At 64.5% G+C, this 19029-nt stretch carries 14 protein-coding genes; 8 read left to right on the top strand and 6 right to left on the bottom strand.

The features are described from left to right. The first annotated feature begins 78 nt into the window (after positions 1-78). The 3 genes from JOD97_RS00835 to JOD97_RS00845 all read left to right on the top strand — a co-directional run bounded on the left by JOD97_RS00835 (position 79) and on the right by JOD97_RS00845 (position 6172). Positions 79-2277 carry a prolyl oligopeptidase family protein gene (locus JOD97_RS00835; RefSeq protein WP_229264129.1) on the top strand — a complete coding sequence of 733 codons (2199 nt, stop codon included), beginning with the start codon at positions 79-81 and terminating at the stop codon, positions 2275-2277. Then, positions 2274-4775, top strand: coding sequence for a zinc-dependent metalloprotease (locus JOD97_RS00840; protein ID WP_209712750.1), 2502 nt, complete (start codon positions 2274-2276; stop codon positions 4773-4775). Before JOD97_RS00835 ends, JOD97_RS00840 begins: the two co-directional genes overlap by 4 nt. 194 nt (positions 4776-4969) lie before the next feature. After that, positions 4970-6172: an ammonium transporter gene (locus tag JOD97_RS00845; protein WP_209712751.1), complete on the top strand. Its 1203-nt coding sequence runs from the start codon at positions 4970-4972 to the stop codon at positions 6170-6172. 110 nt (positions 6173-6282) lie between these two features. Here the strand turns inward: JOD97_RS00845 and JOD97_RS00850 are convergent, their stop codons facing one another. The 4 genes from JOD97_RS00850 to JOD97_RS00865 all read right to left on the bottom strand — a co-directional run bounded on the left by JOD97_RS00850 (position 6283) and on the right by JOD97_RS00865 (position 9140). Continuing rightward, positions 6283-6774, bottom strand: coding sequence for an SRPBCC family protein (locus JOD97_RS00850; RefSeq protein WP_209712752.1), 492 nt, complete (start codon positions 6772-6774; stop codon positions 6283-6285). Continuing rightward, the gene (locus JOD97_RS00855) at positions 6771-6944 is read right to left on the bottom strand and encodes a hypothetical protein (RefSeq protein WP_209712753.1); all 174 of its coding nucleotides are present in this window, start codon (positions 6942-6944) and stop codon (positions 6771-6773) included. Before JOD97_RS00855 ends, JOD97_RS00850 begins: the two co-directional genes overlap by 4 nt. A 79-nt stretch (positions 6945-7023) precedes the next feature. Continuing rightward, a complete protein-coding gene (locus JOD97_RS00860; RefSeq protein ID WP_209712754.1) occupies positions 7024-8109 on the bottom strand; it encodes a PHB depolymerase family esterase in 1086 nt (361 codons plus the stop codon). Positions 8110-8171: 62 nt separating this feature from the next. Further along, positions 8172-9140: a PHB depolymerase family esterase gene (locus JOD97_RS00865; protein ID WP_209712755.1), complete on the bottom strand. Its 969-nt coding sequence runs from the start codon at positions 9138-9140 to the stop codon at positions 8172-8174. Positions 9141-9303: 163 nt separating this feature from the next. Between JOD97_RS00865 and JOD97_RS00870 the strand changes: the two genes are divergently transcribed. Together JOD97_RS00870 and JOD97_RS33205 are read left to right on the top strand one after the other, a co-directional pair. Then, the gene (locus tag JOD97_RS00870) at positions 9304-10017 is read left to right on the top strand and encodes a response regulator (protein ID WP_209712756.1); all 714 of its coding nucleotides are present in this window, start codon (positions 9304-9306) and stop codon (positions 10015-10017) included. Then, a complete protein-coding gene (locus tag JOD97_RS33205) occupies positions 10014-11429 on the top strand; it encodes an ATP-binding protein (RefSeq protein ID WP_209712757.1) in 1416 nt (471 codons plus the stop codon). The genes JOD97_RS00870 and JOD97_RS33205 overlap by 4 nt, the downstream gene beginning before the upstream one ends. Before the next feature lie 88 nt (positions 11430-11517). On the opposite strand, the gene JOD97_RS00880 is transcribed toward JOD97_RS33205, so the two are convergent. After that, on the bottom strand, positions 11518-12093 hold the full coding sequence (locus JOD97_RS00880; RefSeq protein ID WP_209712758.1) for a helix-turn-helix domain-containing protein: 576 nt from the start codon (positions 12091-12093) through the stop codon (positions 11518-11520). Positions 12094-12277: 184 nt separating this feature from the next. Between JOD97_RS00880 and kbl the strand changes: the two genes are divergently transcribed. From kbl to JOD97_RS00895, 3 genes are read left to right on the top strand one after another with little or no spacing between them, the layout of a single operon-like run. Then, entirely contained in the window at positions 12278-13483 is a 1206-nt protein-coding gene (kbl, locus tag JOD97_RS00885; RefSeq protein ID WP_209712759.1) for a glycine C-acetyltransferase, read from the top strand. A 20-nt stretch (positions 13484-13503) separates the two neighbouring features. Beyond that, entirely contained in the window at positions 13504-14472 is a 969-nt protein-coding gene (locus JOD97_RS00890; protein ID WP_209712760.1) for an NAD-dependent epimerase/dehydratase family protein, read from the top strand. 31 nt (positions 14473-14503) lie between these two features. Beyond that, positions 14504-15892, top strand: coding sequence for an L-serine ammonia-lyase (locus tag JOD97_RS00895; protein WP_209712761.1), 1389 nt, complete (start codon positions 14504-14506; stop codon positions 15890-15892). Here the strand turns inward: JOD97_RS00895 and JOD97_RS32490 are convergent. Continuing rightward, positions 15842-19015, bottom strand: a complete 3174-nt coding sequence (locus JOD97_RS32490) for an EAL domain-containing protein (RefSeq protein ID WP_229264130.1) — start codon at positions 19013-19015, stop codon at positions 15842-15844. The two genes, JOD97_RS00895 and JOD97_RS32490, sit on opposite strands and share 51 nt — an antisense overlap. Positions 19016-19029: the final 14 nt, after the last annotated feature.

A 19029-nucleotide genomic window follows, 5' to 3' on the forward strand; every position in this document is an offset into this window, starting at 1 on the left:
GAACGGGCGCCATTGAACACCGGTGGTGGGCTTACCCGTTCCGCCGTTCCCGAATATTCTACGACCACGGAACCTCGAATGAAGCAATTGAAACGCGCCGCGCTGACGGCCGCCGTCCTGCTGGCGCAAGGCGCCATGGCACAAACCTGCGCCACCACCGGCGCCGGCCTGACCTATCCAGTCACCCGCACGGTCGACCAGACCGACGATTACCACGGTGTCAAGGTGGCCGATCCCTATCGCTGGCTGGAAGACGCCAACAGCGGCGACACCAAGGATTGGGTCGACGCCCAGAACAAGCTCACGCAAGGCTACCTGTCGCAGATCCCCGGCCGCGAGGCGATCAAGACGCGCCTGACCAAGCTGTGGAACTTCGAACGCTTCAGCGTGCCGTTCAAGGAAGGCGGGCGCTATTTCTACAGCCGTAACGACGGCCTGCAGAACCAGTCGGTGCTCTACACGATGAAAACGCTGGCCGACGTGCCGCGCATGCTGCTCGACCCGAACACGCTGGCCGCCGACGGCACCGTGGCCCTGGCCGGACTGGCCGTGAGCCCCAACGGCAAATACCTCGCCTACAGCACGGCGGCATCGGGCTCCGACTGGAACGAGATCAAGGTGCGCGATATCGACAGCGGCAAGGACGTCGAAGATCATATCAAATGGGTCAAGTTCTCCAATACGGCATGGCTGCACGACGGCTCCGGCTTCTTCTACAGCCGCTACGACGAGCCGAAAGAGGCGACCAAACTGGCCGACGTCAATTACTTCCAGAAGCTGTACTTCCACAAACTGGGCACGCCGCAAAGCGCGGACACGCTGGTCTACGACCGCCCGGACCACAAGGACTGGGGCTTCGGCGCCGAAGTGACGCAGGATGGCCGCTACCTGATCATCACCGCCTCGCAGGGCACCGAGAACAAGAATCGCGTGTTCTACAAGGATTTGACCCGCAAGGACGCGAAAGTCGTCGGCCTGCTGGAGGACTTCGACGCCGCCTATAATTTCGTCGGCAACGACGGCCCGGTATTCTGGTTCCACACCGAGCGCAACGCGCCGCGCGGACGCATCGTCAGCATCGACACGCGCAAGCCGGCGGTGCTGAACTGGCGGCAGATCGTGCCGGAGACCTCCAACACGCTGGTGTCGGCGTCCATCGTCAATCAGCAACTGCTGGTCGATTATCTGAGCGACGCGCACAGCCTGGTCAAGGTGTTCGACCTCAAAGGCAAGCCGCTGCACGATATCGAATTGCCGGGACTGGGCACGGCCGCCGGTTTTGGCGGCAAGCGCGTCGACACCGAGACCTTCTATTCGTACACCAGCTTCACCACGCCGACCACCATCTACCGCTATGACCTGAAGGCCAACCAGAGCAGCGTGTATCGCCAGCCGAAGGTGGACTTCGATCCGGCCGGCTTCGAGACGCGCCAGGAATTCTTCACCAGCCGTGACGGCACCAAGGTGCCGATGTTCATCGTCGCCAAGAAGGGCTTGAAGCTGGACGGCACCAATCCGACCTATTTGTATGGCTACGGCGGCTTCAACATCTCGCTGACGCCCGCATTTTCGGTCGCCAACCTGGCGTGGCTGGAGATGGGCGGCGTCTACGTCATGGCCAATCTGCGCGGCGGCGGCGAGTACGGCGAATCGTGGCACGAGGCGGGCACCAAGCTGCACAAACAGAACGTATTCGACGATTTCATCGGCGCGGCCGAATGGCTGATCGCGCACAAGGTGACGTCGCCGGCCAAGCTGGCCATCGGCGGCGGCAGCAACGGCGGCCTGCTGGTGGGCGCGGCGATGACGCAGCGTCCGGAATTGTTCGCCGCGGCGATCCCGCAGGTGGGGGTGCTCGATATGCTGCGCTTCCATAAATTCACGATCGGCTGGGCGTGGACGTCGGATTACGGCTCGTCGGACAACGCCGAGGAGTTCAAGGCGCTGGTCAAGTACTCGCCGCTGCACAACCTGAAGAAGGGCACCTGCTATCCGGCCACGATGATCACCACCGCCGATCACGACGACCGCGTGGTGCCTGCGCACAGCTTCAAGTTCGCCGCCACCGCGCAGGCCGACCAAGCCGGCGCCGCACCGATCCTGATCCGCATCGACACCAAGGCCGGCCACGGCGCCGGCAAGCCGACCACCAAGCAGATCGAAGAGGTGGCGGATCGCTGGGGCTTCCTGAGTCACGCGCTGGGCATGGACAAGGTGGCGCCGGCGACGCAAACCACCGCGTCGGCGGCGGTCAAGCCGGCGGCGGGCCCGCGATGAGGGCCGCGCCAGCCGCCGGGCCGCTGCTGCTCGCCCTCTTGATGCTGGGCGCGGTGCCGGTGGCGCCGGCGCTGGCGCAATCGAACAATCCCGCCGGCGCGCCGGCCGCCAAGTCGGTGTCCGACGTCACGCGCGGCCTGCAATCGCAACCGGGCTTCATCGACGTCTGGCGCGACGCCGCCAAGGGCAGGGTGCTGCTCTCGGTCGCCATGCTGGAGCAGCCGTTCCTGCTATTGAGTTCCCTGCCTTACGCATTGGGCTCGAACGACGTCGGCCTCGATCGCGGCCAGGCCGGCGACATGCGCATGGTCCATTTCGAAAAGCACGGCGCCAAGCTGTTCCTGGTTCAGGACAACACCGGCTACATCGCCGCGTCGGCGGACAAGGACGAGCGGGCCGCCGTCACGGAATCGTTCGCCAACGCCGTGCTGTGGTCGGGCGACATCCTGGCCAGCGACGGCGGCGCGCACCTGGTCGACTTCTCCGGCTTCCTGCTGGCCGACCGCCACGGCATCGCCGCCCGGCTGACGGCCGCAAAACAGGGCGCCTACGTGGTCGATCCTGGCCGCAGCGCGGTTCTGGCCGAGCAGGCCAAAGCCTTTCCCGACAATGTGGAACTCGAATCGCTGCTGACCTTTGCCGGTGCGGGCCAGGGCGAATACGTGCGCCAGGTCGCCGCCGATCCGGCCAGCCTGTCGATGCGCCAGCGTATCAGCATGGTGCGCCTGCCGGCGGCCGACGGCCAATCCGGCTGGCGGCCGCGCATCTATCATCCGTTCTCCGGCGGTTTCGATGTCAGCTACTACGACTTCGCCACGCCGCTCTCCAGCAGCATCGACGTGCACTGGCAGGTGCGGCATTGCCTGGAAAAGACCGATCCGACGGCGGCGGTCGGCACCGTCAAAAAGCCCATCGTCTACTACGTCGACCGTGGCGCGCCGGAGCCGGTGCGCAGCGCGCTGCTGCAAGGTGCCTCGTGGTGGGCCAGCGCGTTCGAAAAGGCCGGCTTCAAGGATGCCTACCGGGTCGAGCTGCTGCCGGAAGGCGTGGACGCCATGGACATCCGCTACAACGTCATCCACTGGGTGCACCGCGCCACGCGCGGCTGGTCGTACGGGAACGCACTGGCCGATCCGCGCACCGGCCAGATCATCCGTGGCGCCGTCACGCTGGGATCGCAACGCGTGCGCCAGGACATCCTGATCGCCGAAAGCCTGCTCGCGCCGTACGGCAAAAACGCTCCGGCCGACAAACACAAACTGGCCGAGGAAATGGCGCTGGCGCGCCTTAGGCAGTTGGCCGCGCACGAGGTCGGCCACACGCTCGGCTTCGCGCACAACTTCGCCGCCAGCCGCATGGCGGGCGGTAACGGCTCCGTGATGGACTATCCGCACCCGCTGCTGAAGCTCGACGCGCGGGGCGAAATCGACTTGGCCGACGCGTATGGCGTGGGCGTCGGCCCCTGGGACGACTACATCGTCAAATATGTCTACGGCGATTTCGGCGGCGGCGCGCAGGAGCAGGCCGCCCTGGCCAAGCTGCGCGGCGACGCCAGGGCGGCGGGCATGTTGTACTCCAGCGACCAGGACGACCGCACGCCGGGCGCCAGCCACCCGGACGGCCTGCTGTGGGACTTCGGTCCGGACTCGCTCAAGACCTGGGATCAACTGGGCGCGGTGCGCCAGCGCGCGCTGCAGACCTTCTCGGTCGGCGTGTTGCCCGATGCGCGCCAGATCGGCGAGCTGGAAGCGCGTCTGGTCCCCGTCTACCTGCTGCAGCGCTATCAAGGCGAGGCGGTGGCGCGCCTGATCGGTGGCGGCGATTTCGATTACACCACCGGCGGCGACGTCAAGGCCGGCATCGGCAAGGCCGGCGTCAACATCACTCCCGCCGCCGTGCAGCGCCAGGCGCTGAACCGCCTGGCCGACAGCCTGCGCGCCGAATATCTGGCGCTGCCGGCGAACGTGCTCGATGTGCTGACGCCGCCGGCGATGGGGCATGACCGGGGCCGCGAGTACTTCGCCACCCGCATGGGTTCCGTGTTCGACGCCTTCTCGATCGCCGAGGCGGGGGCCGCGCAAACGACCGGCTTCCTGCTGGACCCGGGCCGCGTTAACCGTCTCTCGTGGCAGCATGCGCGGGACGGGCAGCAGCCCGGCGTGCAGGAGGCGCTGTCGCTGCTGCTGCAAAGGACCTGGAAGCGTGAGCCGGTGCCGGCATCGGTGATTGGCGGCGAGGCGGTGCAACTGGCGGCCAATTGGGTGCTGCTCGACGGCGTGCTGAATTTACTGGACGGCGGCAAACTGCATCCGAACGTGGCGGCCGAAGTCACGCAGTCGGCGCGCGAGCTGGCGCAGTGGCTGCAAAAGAACCCCGGCAAAGGCGTCACGGCCACCAGCCGCAAGGAGGCGGCCGAACTCATTACCGCCTATTTGAGGGACCCGCGCAGCGTCAAATTGCGCGCCACGCCAGCGGTTCCGCCGGGCGCCCCGATCTGAGGCGGGACACGACCGGAGTTCGCGCGCGCACCAAAATGATGCCATTTTTCGGTGCGCACGGCGGTGGTGCGCGCGCGAGCACCAAAACAAAATACAGTTAAATCATAGACTTAAAATTTGCACCAAGTTGGAACAAATATTGCTTATACAGGTATTCGTTTTCAAATCGTGCATTATTTTGGGGAGTGATTTTGATGGGTTTACACAAAGACGGCGCCGATGCATTGTTCATTTTGCTAGGTGCCATCATGATTTTGGCGATGCACGCCGGCTTCGCTTTCCTGGAGCTTGGCACCGTGCGCAAGAAGAACCAAGTCAACGCGCTGGTCAAGATTCTGGTGGATTTCGCGGTATCGACGATCGCCTACTTCTTCGTCGGTTACAGCATCGCCTACGGCGTCAATTTCTTCTCGTCGGCCGACGTTTTGGCCGCCAAAAACGGCTATGAGCTGGTCAAGTTCTTCTTCCTGCTGACGTTCGCGGCGGCCATCCCGGCGATCATCTCCGGCGGCATCGCCGAGCGGGCGCGCTTCCACCCGCAACTGATCGCCACCGCGCTGCTGGTCGGCTTGGTCTATCCGTTCTTCGAGGGGATCGTCTGGAACCGCCGCTTCGGCATCCAGGATAGTCTGCTGCAGGCCTTCGGCGCCGAGTTCCACGACTTCGCCGGTTCGGTGGTGGTGCACGCGGTGGGCGGCTGGATCGCGCTGCCGGCGGTGCTGCTGCTGGGCGCGCGGCGTGGGCGCTATATGAAGAACGGCGCGATCGCCGCGCATCCGCCGTCGTCGATTCCGTTCCTGGCGCTGGGCGCTTGGATCTTGACGGTGGGCTGGTTCGGTTTCAACGTCATGAGCGCGCAGTCGCTCGACAAGATGAACGGCCTGGTCGCGGTCAATTCGCTGATGGCGATGGTCGGCGGCACCCTGGTCGCGCTGCTGATGGGGAAAAACGATCCGGGCTTTGCCTACAACGGGCCGCTGGCGGGGTTGGTGGCGGTGTGCGCCGGGTCTGACCTGATGCATCCGCTGGGGGCGCTGGTTACCGGCGGTATCGCGGGCGCCATCTTCGTCTGGATGTTCACGCTGGCGCAGAACAAATGGAAGATCGACGATGTGCTGGGTGTGTGGCCGCTGCATGGCCTGTGCGGGGCGTGGGGCGGGATCGCGGCGGGGATCTTCGGGTTGAAGGCGCTGGGTGGCGTGGGCGGCGTGTCGTTTGCCGCGCAGGTGACAGGCACGTTGATGGGCGTGGCGATCGCGCTGGCGGGCGGCTTCGCCATCTATGGCGTGTTGAAAGCCACGCTGGGCCTGCGCCTCGATCCGGAAGATGAATTCCAGGGCGCCGACCTGGCCATCCACCGCATCAGTTCCACGCCGGAGCGTGAATCGAATTGGTAGAGGTGGTCATTCGCCATGGCCGGTGGCGGCTCTTGGCGGATTGGCGCAGCGAAATCGGCCACGATCCGCCGGACAGCGACCGCGCAAGGAGGGCTGGCCCGCACGACACATTATCTGGCTTCGACTTTTCTGGCAACGTCCTCGAGGTATGCTCGTATCGTCCGTTCATGTGAAAACACATACGCGGAGAAGAAACGCATTATCGGATTCGGAACGCTGCCCCGTTCAGTAATCCTCAGCTGCGCTTTGCCGTTCTGCTCCGAGACTTCAAAAGTCCATGTGCCGGAAAATGGAAGATTGGCGTCGTCGATCCTCGATACCAGTCGTGTGTCTGCGAGCTCCTCGACAATTTGGTAGGGAATCTTTCCGTGAGCGGACTCCTCAACGTAGCGTGCCGCGCCGTCGCGGGTCATCGATTTGACGCCCGTTCGCCATTTGGGGTATTCCTCGTAGTTTCGCACCAGGTCATATACCGCTTTGACAGGAGCGTTATAGGCTCGCGTCATTGAAGTTTCATGGTCCTTGGCGGTACACATGCCAACGACAGTGATGACGATTCCAACCGCAAGAATTACCCCCAAGAATACCAATGCATACTTCATTGTTTCTCCTTGTTCTTCAGCGTTAGTTTGAATGTCGCCGCCGCGAGCAATTCAAGTCCTGCCAGGGCTTTCATTAATTCCGGCCCGCTTAGCACCGATAACAGGGCCGAGAGCCTCTCGGCCTCCAAAACCGAGCCCGCGCTCATGGCCTTCTGACCGGCTTCGCTCATTGGGGGGGGCGACGCCGTTGGCGAACGACCATATCGGTGCAGGAAAATTAGCGCTACACCGGAGCAAAGCAATGCCGACTCAAAACATTTTCAAGAAATCGACCAGCAGCGATTTGTAATCAACCCCGGTATCGCCTGCGAGAGTGGTGATGCACGGGCCACTAAGATTGCGCAGACAATGATCGCCCCCGGAAGGGGTGCCGTTGACGACGGTTTGTGCAATAACGATCGAGCGCAGGGTGTCATTGCAGTCGGAGTAGGTGGTGATCTGGCCATTAACGGTTGGCGTACCGGGCACGCCAGCGCAGCGCATCGCTACACGCCGCGTGTGAAATAATTGGTCGTTAAGCACCGATGACAGCGCGTCTATCCACGATACGGAATTTGTATGTAGCGCGGGATTGATAATCCAGTACTTATTGCCCATGTTGCCGGTGCTTCGCAATACCTGGTCTGAATCGCCAACCACGCTGATGTAAGGTTTTACGGTGATCGGATTGCACGGATGGTTGGTGCTGGAGGCAGCCAAACCGGGATCGAGATGGATCGATGGAGGGCCGGCCAGCGCACCATATCCGTCGAACGTGGTTGGCGATTCGCACCAGATGCGGTTCGTCATCATGCCACCATTGGAATGTCCGACCAAATAGATCTTGGAAATTGCCGGCAGCGTGGGATCCGTCCTGATCGCAGTCGCCAGCGACTGCAAGAATGCCACGTCGTCCTGGCCGGAGTCCATCACGTAGTTGCTCCACGTCCAGGCGTTGTAGCCGGGCTGTGTTTGCCCTTGCGGGAATATGGCCATTACTTTTTTCGATATCAGCCACGAATCGCCGGTCGGCGAAGTCATGGAGGTAACAGCGCCCGCGTCGTTTTTAATTCCCAGCTCGTACGCAAAGTTCTCTTTGCGTCCGCCGCCGCCATGCAAAAAAATCACCGCGACCTGCGCATTACTCGGCACATACATATCGATTGCATTAGGGAACCCACTGATCTTTTGGTTCGCCTTTACAGCCACCACGGGAACCTCCTTCATCGACGCAGTGGTATCGGTGCGGCCAACAGCGCTGGTCCCACCACCGCCGCAGCCCCCAATAAAAACAGCGAATGCGCTGAAGATCCATGCCCCGGCTATTGAGGCTGTGTGTGCCGTGTTGATTGTCATTGCTGCTATCCTTTCAGATTAGTATGCGATTTATTGCAGCCGCGTTGTTGAAACGTGGCGGATTAGGGGCCCACGTCGCGCGCGCGGGTTTTGAAAAAGTCCCAGATCACGTTGGTGGCGTCGATCTCGTCATAGCGCAGGCGTTCCAGCATCGGCATCTCGCCATTGCCGGGGCCGGGCCAGCCGTGGTCGGCCGAGGCCAGGCGGTAGAACCGCACCTCGCCGCCGGCGCTGCAGGCGTTGCTGATCTCTGTGGTCACATCGCCCCGCGTGGTCACGGTGGGCGCATCGCCGCAGCCGTCCACATGGCGCCAGAAATCGACCGCGTAGCTTACCGGTTTGAACGGTTTGGACTGCGCCCTGGCGATACGGCCCGTCGGGCTCATGCCGCCGTCGAAGCCGACCACCCGATCCTTCATGCCATGCATGATGAGGATCGCTACCGGTGCGCGCGGCGCCGGTTCGTCGCCGAACAGCGCACCCGCCACGACGGCCACGCCGGCTAGCCGCTGCGGGTAGGCGATGGCCACGCGGTGCGCCAGCATGGCGCCATTGGACAGGCCGGCGACGTAGACACGGGCGGCGTCCACCCTGGCCGTCCTGATCACGTCGTCCATGACGGCGCCGACAAAGCGCACGTCGGCGCTGGCGCTGGTCATGGCTTGGCCGCAACAGCCGCCAGCGTTCCAGGTGCCGCTGCCGGGCCGCCGGCCAATGCCGTTTGGCGCCACCAGGATCAACCCCTCTGCGGCGGCTTTGGCCTGCCAGCGCGCGATCATCGTTGCGCCGCTGCCGCCACCGCCATGCAGCAACAGCACCAAGGGAGCAGGTGCGCCGCCATGGCTGGCATCGAGCACCAGGTAGCTGCGCCGCGCCCCGCCGAACGTCAGCGTGGTCTCGATCACGCCCGGGATGGCCGTGTTGCGCTCCGCCATCCGATCGCGCAGGCGGGGGCGGTCAGGTTGCCGGGCAAAGGCACAGGCGGATGCCAGCAGCGTCAGCACCGCCAGGCTTGCGATCTTCAGTTTCATCCAAACTCCCTGGGTTGTCGATGATGGGAGCTTAACGGCGCGGCGTCGTGCCAGTACGACTGTGCCGTTGCGGAGCGTAACGAAGTGTAACAATGGCATATTGGGCTTTCCCGGAAAAACCAGGCAATTTACACTCGGCTGTACCTCGTTTATGGACGCATCTATGACACAGACCACCCTGATCGCTGTTGTCGAAGACGACCCTGAAATCCGCCCCTTGATTGCCGGCCTGCTGCAGCGGGAGGGCTTCGAGGTGGTGGCCTGTGCCGGCGGCAAGGACCTGGACCGCGCCATGGCCCACCGCCGCGTCGACCTGGTGATACTTGACCTGATGATGCCAGGCGAGGACGGCCTGTCGATTTGCCGCCGCCTGCGCAGCGGCCCGCTGGCGATGCCGATCATCATGGTCACCGCGAAAGGCGACGCGGTGGACCGCGTCATTGGCATCGAGCTGGGCGCCGACGACTACCTGGCCAAGCCGTTCGACCCGCGCGAACTGGTCGCCAGGACGCGCGCGGTACTGCGCCGCACCCGCGACACCTACCTGCCGCCGCAGCCCGCCGCCCGGCTCTACGCCTTCGCCGGCTGGACGCTAAACGCCGGTTCGCGCCGCCTGACCAATACGCAGGGTCAACCGGTGGAGTTGACCGGTGCCGAGTTCGACCTGCTGATGGTGTTCCTGACGCATCCGCAACGGGTGCTGAACCGCGATCAATTGTTGGACTGGACGCGTCGGCGCTCCGCCATGCCATTCGACCGCGCCATCGACGTCCAGCTGAGCCGCTTGCGGCGTAAGCTCGACAACGCCGAATCCGAGATGATCAAGACCGTGCGCGGCGGTGGCTATCTGTTCGCGCCGGCCGTGGAGAACCTGTGAGACAACCGCGTTTCGACACGCTGGCCGTGCGCATCGGCGGCACCGTGCTGGCCGGCGCGCTGCTGTTCCAGTTCGTGCTGCTGGCGGTAGTGTTCTGGCCGGGCGGCCCGGCGCGGCCGGTGTTCCTGCTGCCGTCGCCGAGGCAGGCGCTGGCCATGGCCGCCGCGCTGGAAAAAGCCCCGCCGGCCCTGCGCCCCGACATCGTGCGCGCCTTGAACAGCGACGCCTTGCTGGTTCGTCTGCAAGCGGCCGGCGCGGCGTCGGCCGGCGCACCGCCCAACCGCGGTTCGGCGCGGCTGGAGCGGCTGTTCGCCCACTACGCCGACGGTTTGGAGGGCAGGCCATTCCACGTCGAAGTGCGCCCCGGCGAGCGGCTCAACGCGGTCAGCGCGGACGATATCGGCACGGCGGCGCCGGTGAGCCTGGTGCTGACGCTGACGAGCGGCGACAGCCTGGTGCTGGAGCGCACTCGCGCTCCGGCGCTGCGGCGACTCATGGACCGCGCGCTGTTGATCGGCCTGCTTGGCTGCGCGATCCTGGTCGCCGTGCTGCTGGTGGCGCTGCGGCAAACGGCGCGGCCGCTGCGGGCGTTGAACGCCGCCTCGCGCCAGTTGGCCGCCAATCTGTCGATGCCGGACCTGCCGCTGGACGGGCCGGCCGAAATCAAGGACCTGTCGCGCGCTTTCAACGACATGAAGCACACGATACGCTCGCTGATCGACGACCGCACGCGCATGCTGGCCGCGCTGGCCCATGACTTCCGCACCTATCTGACGCGGCTGCGGTTGCGCGCTGAATTCATCGACGATGCGGACCAGCGCGCCCGCGCCGTCGCCGACCTCGACGAGATGAACATGCTGCTCGACGATACGTTGACTTTCGCCCGCGAAGTGTCGGCCTCGGGCGCGCCGGCACCGCGCTTGGTGGACCTTGCCGTCGAGATCGCGGCGCTGGTGGCGGTGCGGCGGGAGCTGGGGCAGGACGTCGAATGGCACGGGGAACAGGCCACGTTGCCGGTCGCCTGCGCACCGCTCGCTCTCAGGCGCATGCTGGACAACCTGATCGACAATGCGGTCCGCTACGCGCACGGCGCGCGGCTGACGGCGATTAGCGACGGTGGCGACGTGTTGGTGACGGTGGAAGACGACGGCCCCGGCGTGCCGGAAGAGGCGCTGCCGCGTCTGACCTTGCCGTTCGAGCGGCTGGAGAGTTCGCGCGCGCGCGCAACCGGCGGCAGTGGGTTGGGGCTGTCCATCGTGCTGGCACTGGCGACCAGCCAGGGCGGCAAGCTTGCGCTTGAAAACCGCGCGGAAGGCGGCCTGCGCGCGACGCTCCGCCTACCCGGCTATACCTTGCCGCCCCAGGGCGCGGACGGCCGCATCGCGCAGCTGATCAAACCGAAAATCAAATAAGTCCGCGGGAGGTTGGGGGATGTCAGGATAACATTGGAGGAGCCGCCTCCGTAGCCTTATGACAATACTCAACCGGCCTGATTCACATTCACCGGTGTATCACAACCAACAACGCCTTCGCTTCGGTCTTGCCGACGTTGCGGATGGTGTGCTGCTGGTCGCCGGGGTAGCGCGCCGTGCCGCCCAGCTTGACCTTCTTCTTGGTATTGCCGACCTCCACCTCCACCGACCCGTGCAGCAAGGTGACATGCTCCTGCGCGCCCGGATCATGTCCCTGCGACGCCAGCTCGCCGCCCGGCGCCAAGGTCAGCTCATACCACTCGTACTTCCCCGCCAACTCCATCGGCCCCAGGATGCGCAGCACGTAGCCGGCGTGGTTGCCGGGCAGGGTGGGAGTCTCGTGCGCGTCGAGCACGCGGATGGTCTCGGACTCCTTCTCCGCCGTCGCCAGCAGCTCGCCGATCTGCACCCCCAGCGCATTGGACAGCCGCCACGTGATGGCGATGGTGGGATTGGCCTTTTCGCGTTCGATCTGCGACAGCATCGATTTGGACACCCCGGCGATGCGGGACAGGTCCTCCAGGGTCAGGCCGCGCGCCAGGCGCAGGCGTTGCAACGCGGCGCCGACCTCGGGTGGTGCGTTCGTCGAAACAGGTGTTTTCATTGTTTTATTCGGCGGATAGGCTAAATTCTAAGTAAATCTGTCGGAAAAACGCGGTCAGAACCGCATGCTTCCTTCTTGCGCTGTTCACTGGTTCTCTGTAAGATTCGATATATTGAATTTGCGTTCGACATAACGGATTTCTCATAACGCAGTGAAAACGATCGTACCACATACAAGGACCATCATGAGCAACCAAGCAAAAAGCACCTTCTTCAGCGGCCTGCAGCAAAACCTGGATCAATTGCGCGATCAAGGCCTGTACAAGCCGGAGCGCGTGCTCGCTTCGCGCCAGGGTTCGGAAGTGGTGGCCCAGGACGGCCGCACCTTGATCAATATGTGCGCCAACAACTACCTCGGTCTGTCCGGCGAGGAGTGGGTGGCCAAGGCGTCGATCGACGCCACCGAAAAATACGGCTACGGCCTGTCGTCGGTGCGGTTCATTTGCGGCACCCAGACCGTGCACAAGCAACTGGAGCAGGCGATCTCCAAGTTCCTCGGCACCGAGGACACGATCCTCTACGCGGCCGCCTTCGACGCCAACGGCGGCGTGTTCGAGCCGCTGTTCGACGAGAACGACGCCATCATCTCGGACGCGCTGAACCACGCCTCGATCATCGACGGCATCCGTCTGTGCAAGGCGGCGCGCTTCCGCTACGCCCACAACGACATGGCCGACCTGGAAACGCAGCTGCAGGCCGCCGCCGACAAACGCCATAAAGTCATCGTCACCGACGGCGTGTTCTCGATGGACGGCACCATCGCCCAGCTGGACAAGATCTGCGACCTGGCCGACAAATACGGCGCCCTGGTGATGATCGACGAATGCCACGCCTCCGGCTTCATGGGCGCGACCGGCCGCGGCACCCACGAGCACCACAACGTCATGGGCCGGGTCGACATCATCACCGGCACGCTGGGCAAGGCCCTGGGCGGCGCGATGGGCGGCTTCACGTCCGCGCGCAAAGAGGTGATCGACATGCTGCGCCAGAAATCCCGGCCTTACCTGTTCTCCAACACGCTGGCGCCGTCGATCGCCGGCGCGTCGCTGGCGGTGCTCGAGCGGCTGTCGCAGTCGACCGAACTGCGCGACCGCCTGCACGAAAACACCGCCTACTTCCGCAAGGAGATCGAGCGTATCGGCTTCACCATCAAGCCCGGTACCCACCCTGTTGTTCCTGTGATGTTGTTCGACGCGCCCGTCGCGCAAAAATTCGCGGCACGAATGTATGAGCTGGGCGTTCTGCTCAGCGGCTTCTTCTACCCGGTGGTCCCGATGGGCCAGGCGCGCGTGCGTGTTCAATTGTCCGCAGCGCATAGCCGCGAGCAGCTGGACACCGTGCTCAAAGCATTCGAACAGGCGGGCAACGAGCTTGGCCTGCTTAAAAAATAAAACAATCGTCAGGAATCAACATGGAACAACAACGCATCCTCGTCATCGGCGCCAATGGCCAAATCGGCAGTGAACTGGTGGAGGCGCTGGCCGCCAAACACGGCGCGCAAAACGTCATCGCCAGCGACATCAGCCCGACCAACCTGTATCACGCGCAGCGCTACACGCCCCTCAATGTGCTGGACAAAGAGGCGCTGTCCACGCTGGTGACGGAGGAGGGCATCACCCAGGTCTACCAACTGGCGGCGATGCTGTCGGCCACCGGCGAGGCGGCGCCGCTCAAGGCCTGGACCTTGAACATGGACGGCCTGCTCAATATTCTGGAGGTGGCGCGCGAGCGCGGCATCATCGGCAAGCCGTTGAAGGTCTTTTGGCCGTCGTCGATCGCCGCCTTCGGCCCCAACACGCCGGCGTCGAACACGCCGCAAACCACGGTGATGGACCCGACCACGATCTACGGCATCAGCAAGCTGGCCGGCGAGCGTCTGTGCGAGTACTACTTCATCAAGTACGGCGTCGATGTGCGCAGCATCCGCTACCCGGGCATCATCAGCTTCAAGTCGCCACCGGGCGGCGGCACCACCGACTACGCCATCGCGATCTTCCATTCCGCGCTGCGCGGCGAGCGCTATGAATGCTTCCTCGGCCCGCAAACCACGCTGCCGATGATCTACATGCCCGATGCGATCCGCGCCACCATCGAACTGATGGAAGCGCCGGCCGAACAGGTCAAGGTGCGCTCGGCCTACAACGTGGCCGGCGTCTCGTTCAATCCGGAGCAACTGGCCGCCGCCATCACGCGCGCCGTGCCGGACTTTAAAATCGCCTACAAGCCCGATAGCCGCCAGGCCATCGCCGACACATGGCCGCAAAGCCTGGACGACGCCACCGCGACCGCCGACTGGGGCTGGAAGGCCCGCATCGGTGTCGAGGAGATGGTGGCCGACATGCTGGCCAACGTCGATGTCCGCCTGGGCAAAGCGGCTTAATCAACCACATTATAAAAAAGAGAGACATCCGATGGATATGAGCGTTTTCGATTTGTTCAAGATCGGCATAGGGCCGTCGAGTTCCCACACGGTGGGACCGATGGTGGCGGCCCGCCGGTTTCTGCTCGACTGCGCTCCGCTTGACGATGTCACCGAGGTGGCCGCCGAACTCTATGGCTCGCTCGCGCTCACCGGCATCGGCCACGCGACCGACAAGGCGGTGATCCTCGGCCTGATGGGTGAAACCCCGCAGGACGTGGTGCCGACCATGGTCGATGCCCGGTTGGCCGAAGCCGAAGCGGCGGGTGAACTGTGGCTGCTGGGAACCCACGCGGTGCCGTTCAAGCGCGGCAAAAATCTGGTGTTCCACATGGCCGAATCGCTGGCCGAACATCCTAACGGCATGCGCTTCACGCTGACCCGCGCCGACGGCGCCACCGTCAGCAAAGTCTATTACTCGGTGGGCGGCGGTTTTATCAAAGAGGAGGGCGAGGCGCCGCAGATGGCGGCCGGCACGGCCCCCGCCTCGGCGATTCCCTACCCGTTCGATACCATGGACCAGTTGCTGGCCCACGGCGAGGCGAGCGGCCTGACGATACCGAAAATGCTGCGCGCGAACGAATGCGTCAAGCGCGGCGAGGATGAACTCAACGCCGGCATCGACAAGATCTGGCATGTCATGCGCGACTGTATCGCGCACGGCCTGGAGACGGCCGGCCAGCTGCCGGGCGGCTTGAACGTCAAGCGGCGCGCGGCCAACTTGTGGACGCAATCGCAGTCCAGCGCCAGCCAGGCGAACCACCTGCCGCACGACGCGCTGCACCAGGTCAGCCTGTACGCGATGGCCGTCAACGAGGAAAACGCCGCCGGCGGGCGCGTGGTGACGGCGCCGACCAACGGCGCGGCCGGCATCATTCCGGCCGTGCTGCGCTATTACGCCGAGGATTGCAAGCCGAGCGACCCGGTCACCGGCATCCGCGACTTCATGCTGACCGCCGCCGCAATCGGCATGCTTTGCAAGCGCAACGCGTCGATCTCCGGGGCGGAAATCGGCTGCCAGGGCGAGGTTGGCGTGGCCTGCGCGATGGCGGCGGCGGGTTTGGTGGCGGCGCTGGGCGGCTCCAACAACCAGATCGAGAACGCCGCCGAAATCGGCATCGAACACCATCTCGGCATGACCTGCGATCCGATCGGCGGGTTGGTGCAGATTCCGTGCATCGAGCGCAATGGCATGGGGGCGGTCAAGGCGATCACCGCCGCGTCGCTGGCGTTGAAGGGCGACGGCACGCACTTTGTCAGCCTCGATGAAGTCATCGAAACGATGCGCCAGACCGGTGCCGACATGCAGGCCAAGTACAAGGAGACGTCGCTAGGCGGTTTGGCGATCCACGTCATCACCGTCAACCATGCGGCGTGCTAGCAGCAGCTGCCGGAACGCCTGTTCCGGCACCGGTTTGCTGAAGTAGTACCCCTGCATCTCGTTGCAGTGCTGCTGCTGCAGGAAATCGAGCTGCTCGGCCGTCTCCACCCCCTCCGCGATCGTCTTCAGCCCCAGGCTGCGCGCCATGTTGATGATGGCGCTGACGATCGCCTTGTCCTCGGCGTCGGTGCTGATATCGCGCACGAACGACTTGTCGATTTTGAGTTTGTACACCTTGAACTTCTTCAGGTGGCTGAGCGATGAAAACCCGGTGCCGAAATCGTCGATCGACATCCGCACGCCGCGCTCGTGCAGATTGTTCATCATCGCGATCGCGCCCTGCGGATCGTTCAACGCCACGCCCTCGGTCAGCTCCAGCTCCAGATACTCCGGCGGCAGGCCTTCCTCCTGCAAAATCTGCGTGATCAGCTCCGGCAGGTCGGTGTTGCGGAACTGCGTCGCCGACAGGTTGACCGCCATGACCAGCGGCTGCAGGCCGTCGTCGAGCCATGCGCGCGCCTGCCGCACGGCCTGGCGCAGCACCCACGCGCCGATCGGCAGTATCAGCCCGCTCTCTTCAGCGGCGGGGATGAATTCCATCGGCGACACCACCCCTAGCTCCGGTGTTGACCAGCGCAGCAGCGCCTCGGCGCCGATGATGCGCTGGTCCGGCAGCGAGACCTGCGGCTGATAGACCACCTGCATCTGGTCGCGCTCGAGCGCGTAGCGCAGCGCGTTGACCAGCTGCAGATGGCGCGCCGCGCGCTGCTGCATGGCGGCCGTGAAGAAGCGGAAGTCGTGCCGCCCCGCGTGCTTGACCTGGTACATGGCCGCGTCGGCGCGCTGCAGCAGCGTTTCCATGTCGGCGCCGTCGGCCGGATACAGGGCGATGCCGATCGACGCCGTCACCTTCAGGTCGTGCGTGCCGACCCGGAAAGGCTGGTCGATCAGTTCCATCAGCTTGCGCGCCACCTCGGCGGCGTCCTTCGATTCGGCCCTTTGCAGCACGAAGATGAATTCGTCGCCGCCGAGGCGGGCCACGATGTCGTCCTCGCGCAGGCCGTGGCGCAGGCGTTTGGCCAGCTCGCACAGCAGGCCGTCGCCGACGCTGTGGCCGAGCGAATCGTTGATGTCCTTGAAGTGGTCCAGATCGAGCATCATCAGCGCCATCGACTCGCGGTTGCGGCGCGCCAGCGCCAGCGAGTGCAGCGTGTGCTCCTGCAACTGGGCGCGGTTCGGCAGGCCGGTGAGCGGGTCGAAATGGGCCAGGTACTGTATCCGCTCGTCGGCCAGTTTGCGGTCGGTGATGTCGCGCGTGATCCCGAGCAGCATGCGCGGCTCGCCGTTGGCGCCGGTCATCGGCGCGGCGTGCGTCTCCAGCCAGCGCTGCCCCCCCTTGAGCCCCTGCACACGGAATTCAAGGTGGCCGTTCTCGCCGCCGATCACGCGCTGGTGTAGCGCGATGAAGGCATCGCGGTACTCCGGCAGGATCAGGTCCGTCAGCACGTGCTTCTGCAATTCCTCCAGCGATTCGGCCTCCAGGATATTCAGGCCGGCGCTGTTCATCTCCAGCAGGCGCCCCTGGGCGTCGACCACCTTGATGCATTCCGGTTCGGTCTCGATGATGGTGCGCAGATGCTGCTCGCTTTTGCGCAGCGAGGCCTCGGTCTGTTCGCGTTTGCGGTCGTGGTCGAAGTTCTTCAGCGCGAACTCGATGTCGAGCGCCATTTCGACGAACAGGTCGCGCACTTCGGCGTCGAACACGCCGGTTGTGGTGGAGTAGGCGGAGAAGAAGCCGACGATTCGGCCGTTGCGGCGCAGCGGCAGCGACGCCGACGCCGCCCAGCCGTAACGGGCGGCGCGCGCGTGCCACGGCGCCGTTTCGGGCGCGCGCAGGAAGTCCTGGCACCAGTAAGGCTCCCCCGCGCGGTAACTCAGTCCTATCGGACCGCGCCCCTCGGGCTGCTCCGCGTCCAGCGAGATGGCCAGGTTGCTCAGGTATTCGGTGCCCTCGCCGGCGCTGGCGGCGGGGGACACGGTGGCCGCCAGTCCGTCGGCCGTCGTGTCGATCACGCCGATCCATGCCATCGACATGCCGCCGTACGTCACGACGGCGCCGCAGATGTCGTCGAACAGTTCCTGCTCGCTGGTGCTGCGCAAGATGGCCTGGTTGCACTGGCTAAGCGCTGCATACAGGCGGCCGACGCGCTGCGAACGGGCCAGCGCCAGTGCGCGTTCGTCATCGAGCCTGGCCAGGTTGCGCTGCATGCCGGCCAGCCAGGTCCACACGCTCTCGCGCGCGTCGTCCCGCACCGGCAGCGTTTCGCTGACGTCGCCCCGTCCCAGGCGCTCGATGGCCGATCGCAGCTGGTCGACCGAGCTGCCCAAAGCCGCATCCAGATTGCGCTTGGCGCGCCACAGCAGCAGCGGCAGCATCAGCGCGAACAGCATGAAGGCGGCCCTGGCGAGGTTGGCCTCGGACGTCGCCGATTCGACTGCCCGCAGCGTGCGGCGCTCGACGCTGTCGTTCACCTGGGCGATCGGCCCCATGATCGCCGCCTTGGCCTGGTGATAGTCGTCGTCGTACAGCATCGCCAGGGCGGCGGTGACGGCCTGCGGATCGTCGCCGCCGAAGTCGCGCATCGCCAGCGCCTTGTTCTCGATGGCGGTGAGGCGGTCCGATTCGTCCTTGGCGCGGGTCAGCAGCGACAATTCGGCCGGTGTGAAGCTGGTCTCCTGTATGCGCTCCATCAGCGCCACGGGCTGGCCGGCGTCCCGCGGGCGCTGATGCTGGTCGAGGACCAGATCCCAATAGACGTTATCGTAGTTGTGTGGGCGCGGCTGGCGGCCGTCGCGGATGTCGATGATTTCCTGATAATTTTTTCGGTAGCGGGGATCGCCCGTGGCCACGTAGGTGCGCGCCATGCGGGTCAAATCGTCGGACGACTGCCGCAGTTCGGCCACCAGGGTGCGCGACGCGTAACGCAGCTCGTTGGCGCGGTCGACCCGCTTTTCGGTCCACACATATAGCAGAAAGGCCAGGGCGACGATCAGTAAAGCGCTAAAGCAGGCCCACAGCATGCTGGCGAAAGAGGCGGCTTTACGTTGGACGGATAACTTCATCATCATCGGGCGCG

Source organism: Duganella sp. 1411 (genome assembly GCF_017833525.1).
Classification (GTDB): domain Bacteria; phylum Pseudomonadota; class Gammaproteobacteria; order Burkholderiales; family Burkholderiaceae_D; genus Rugamonas.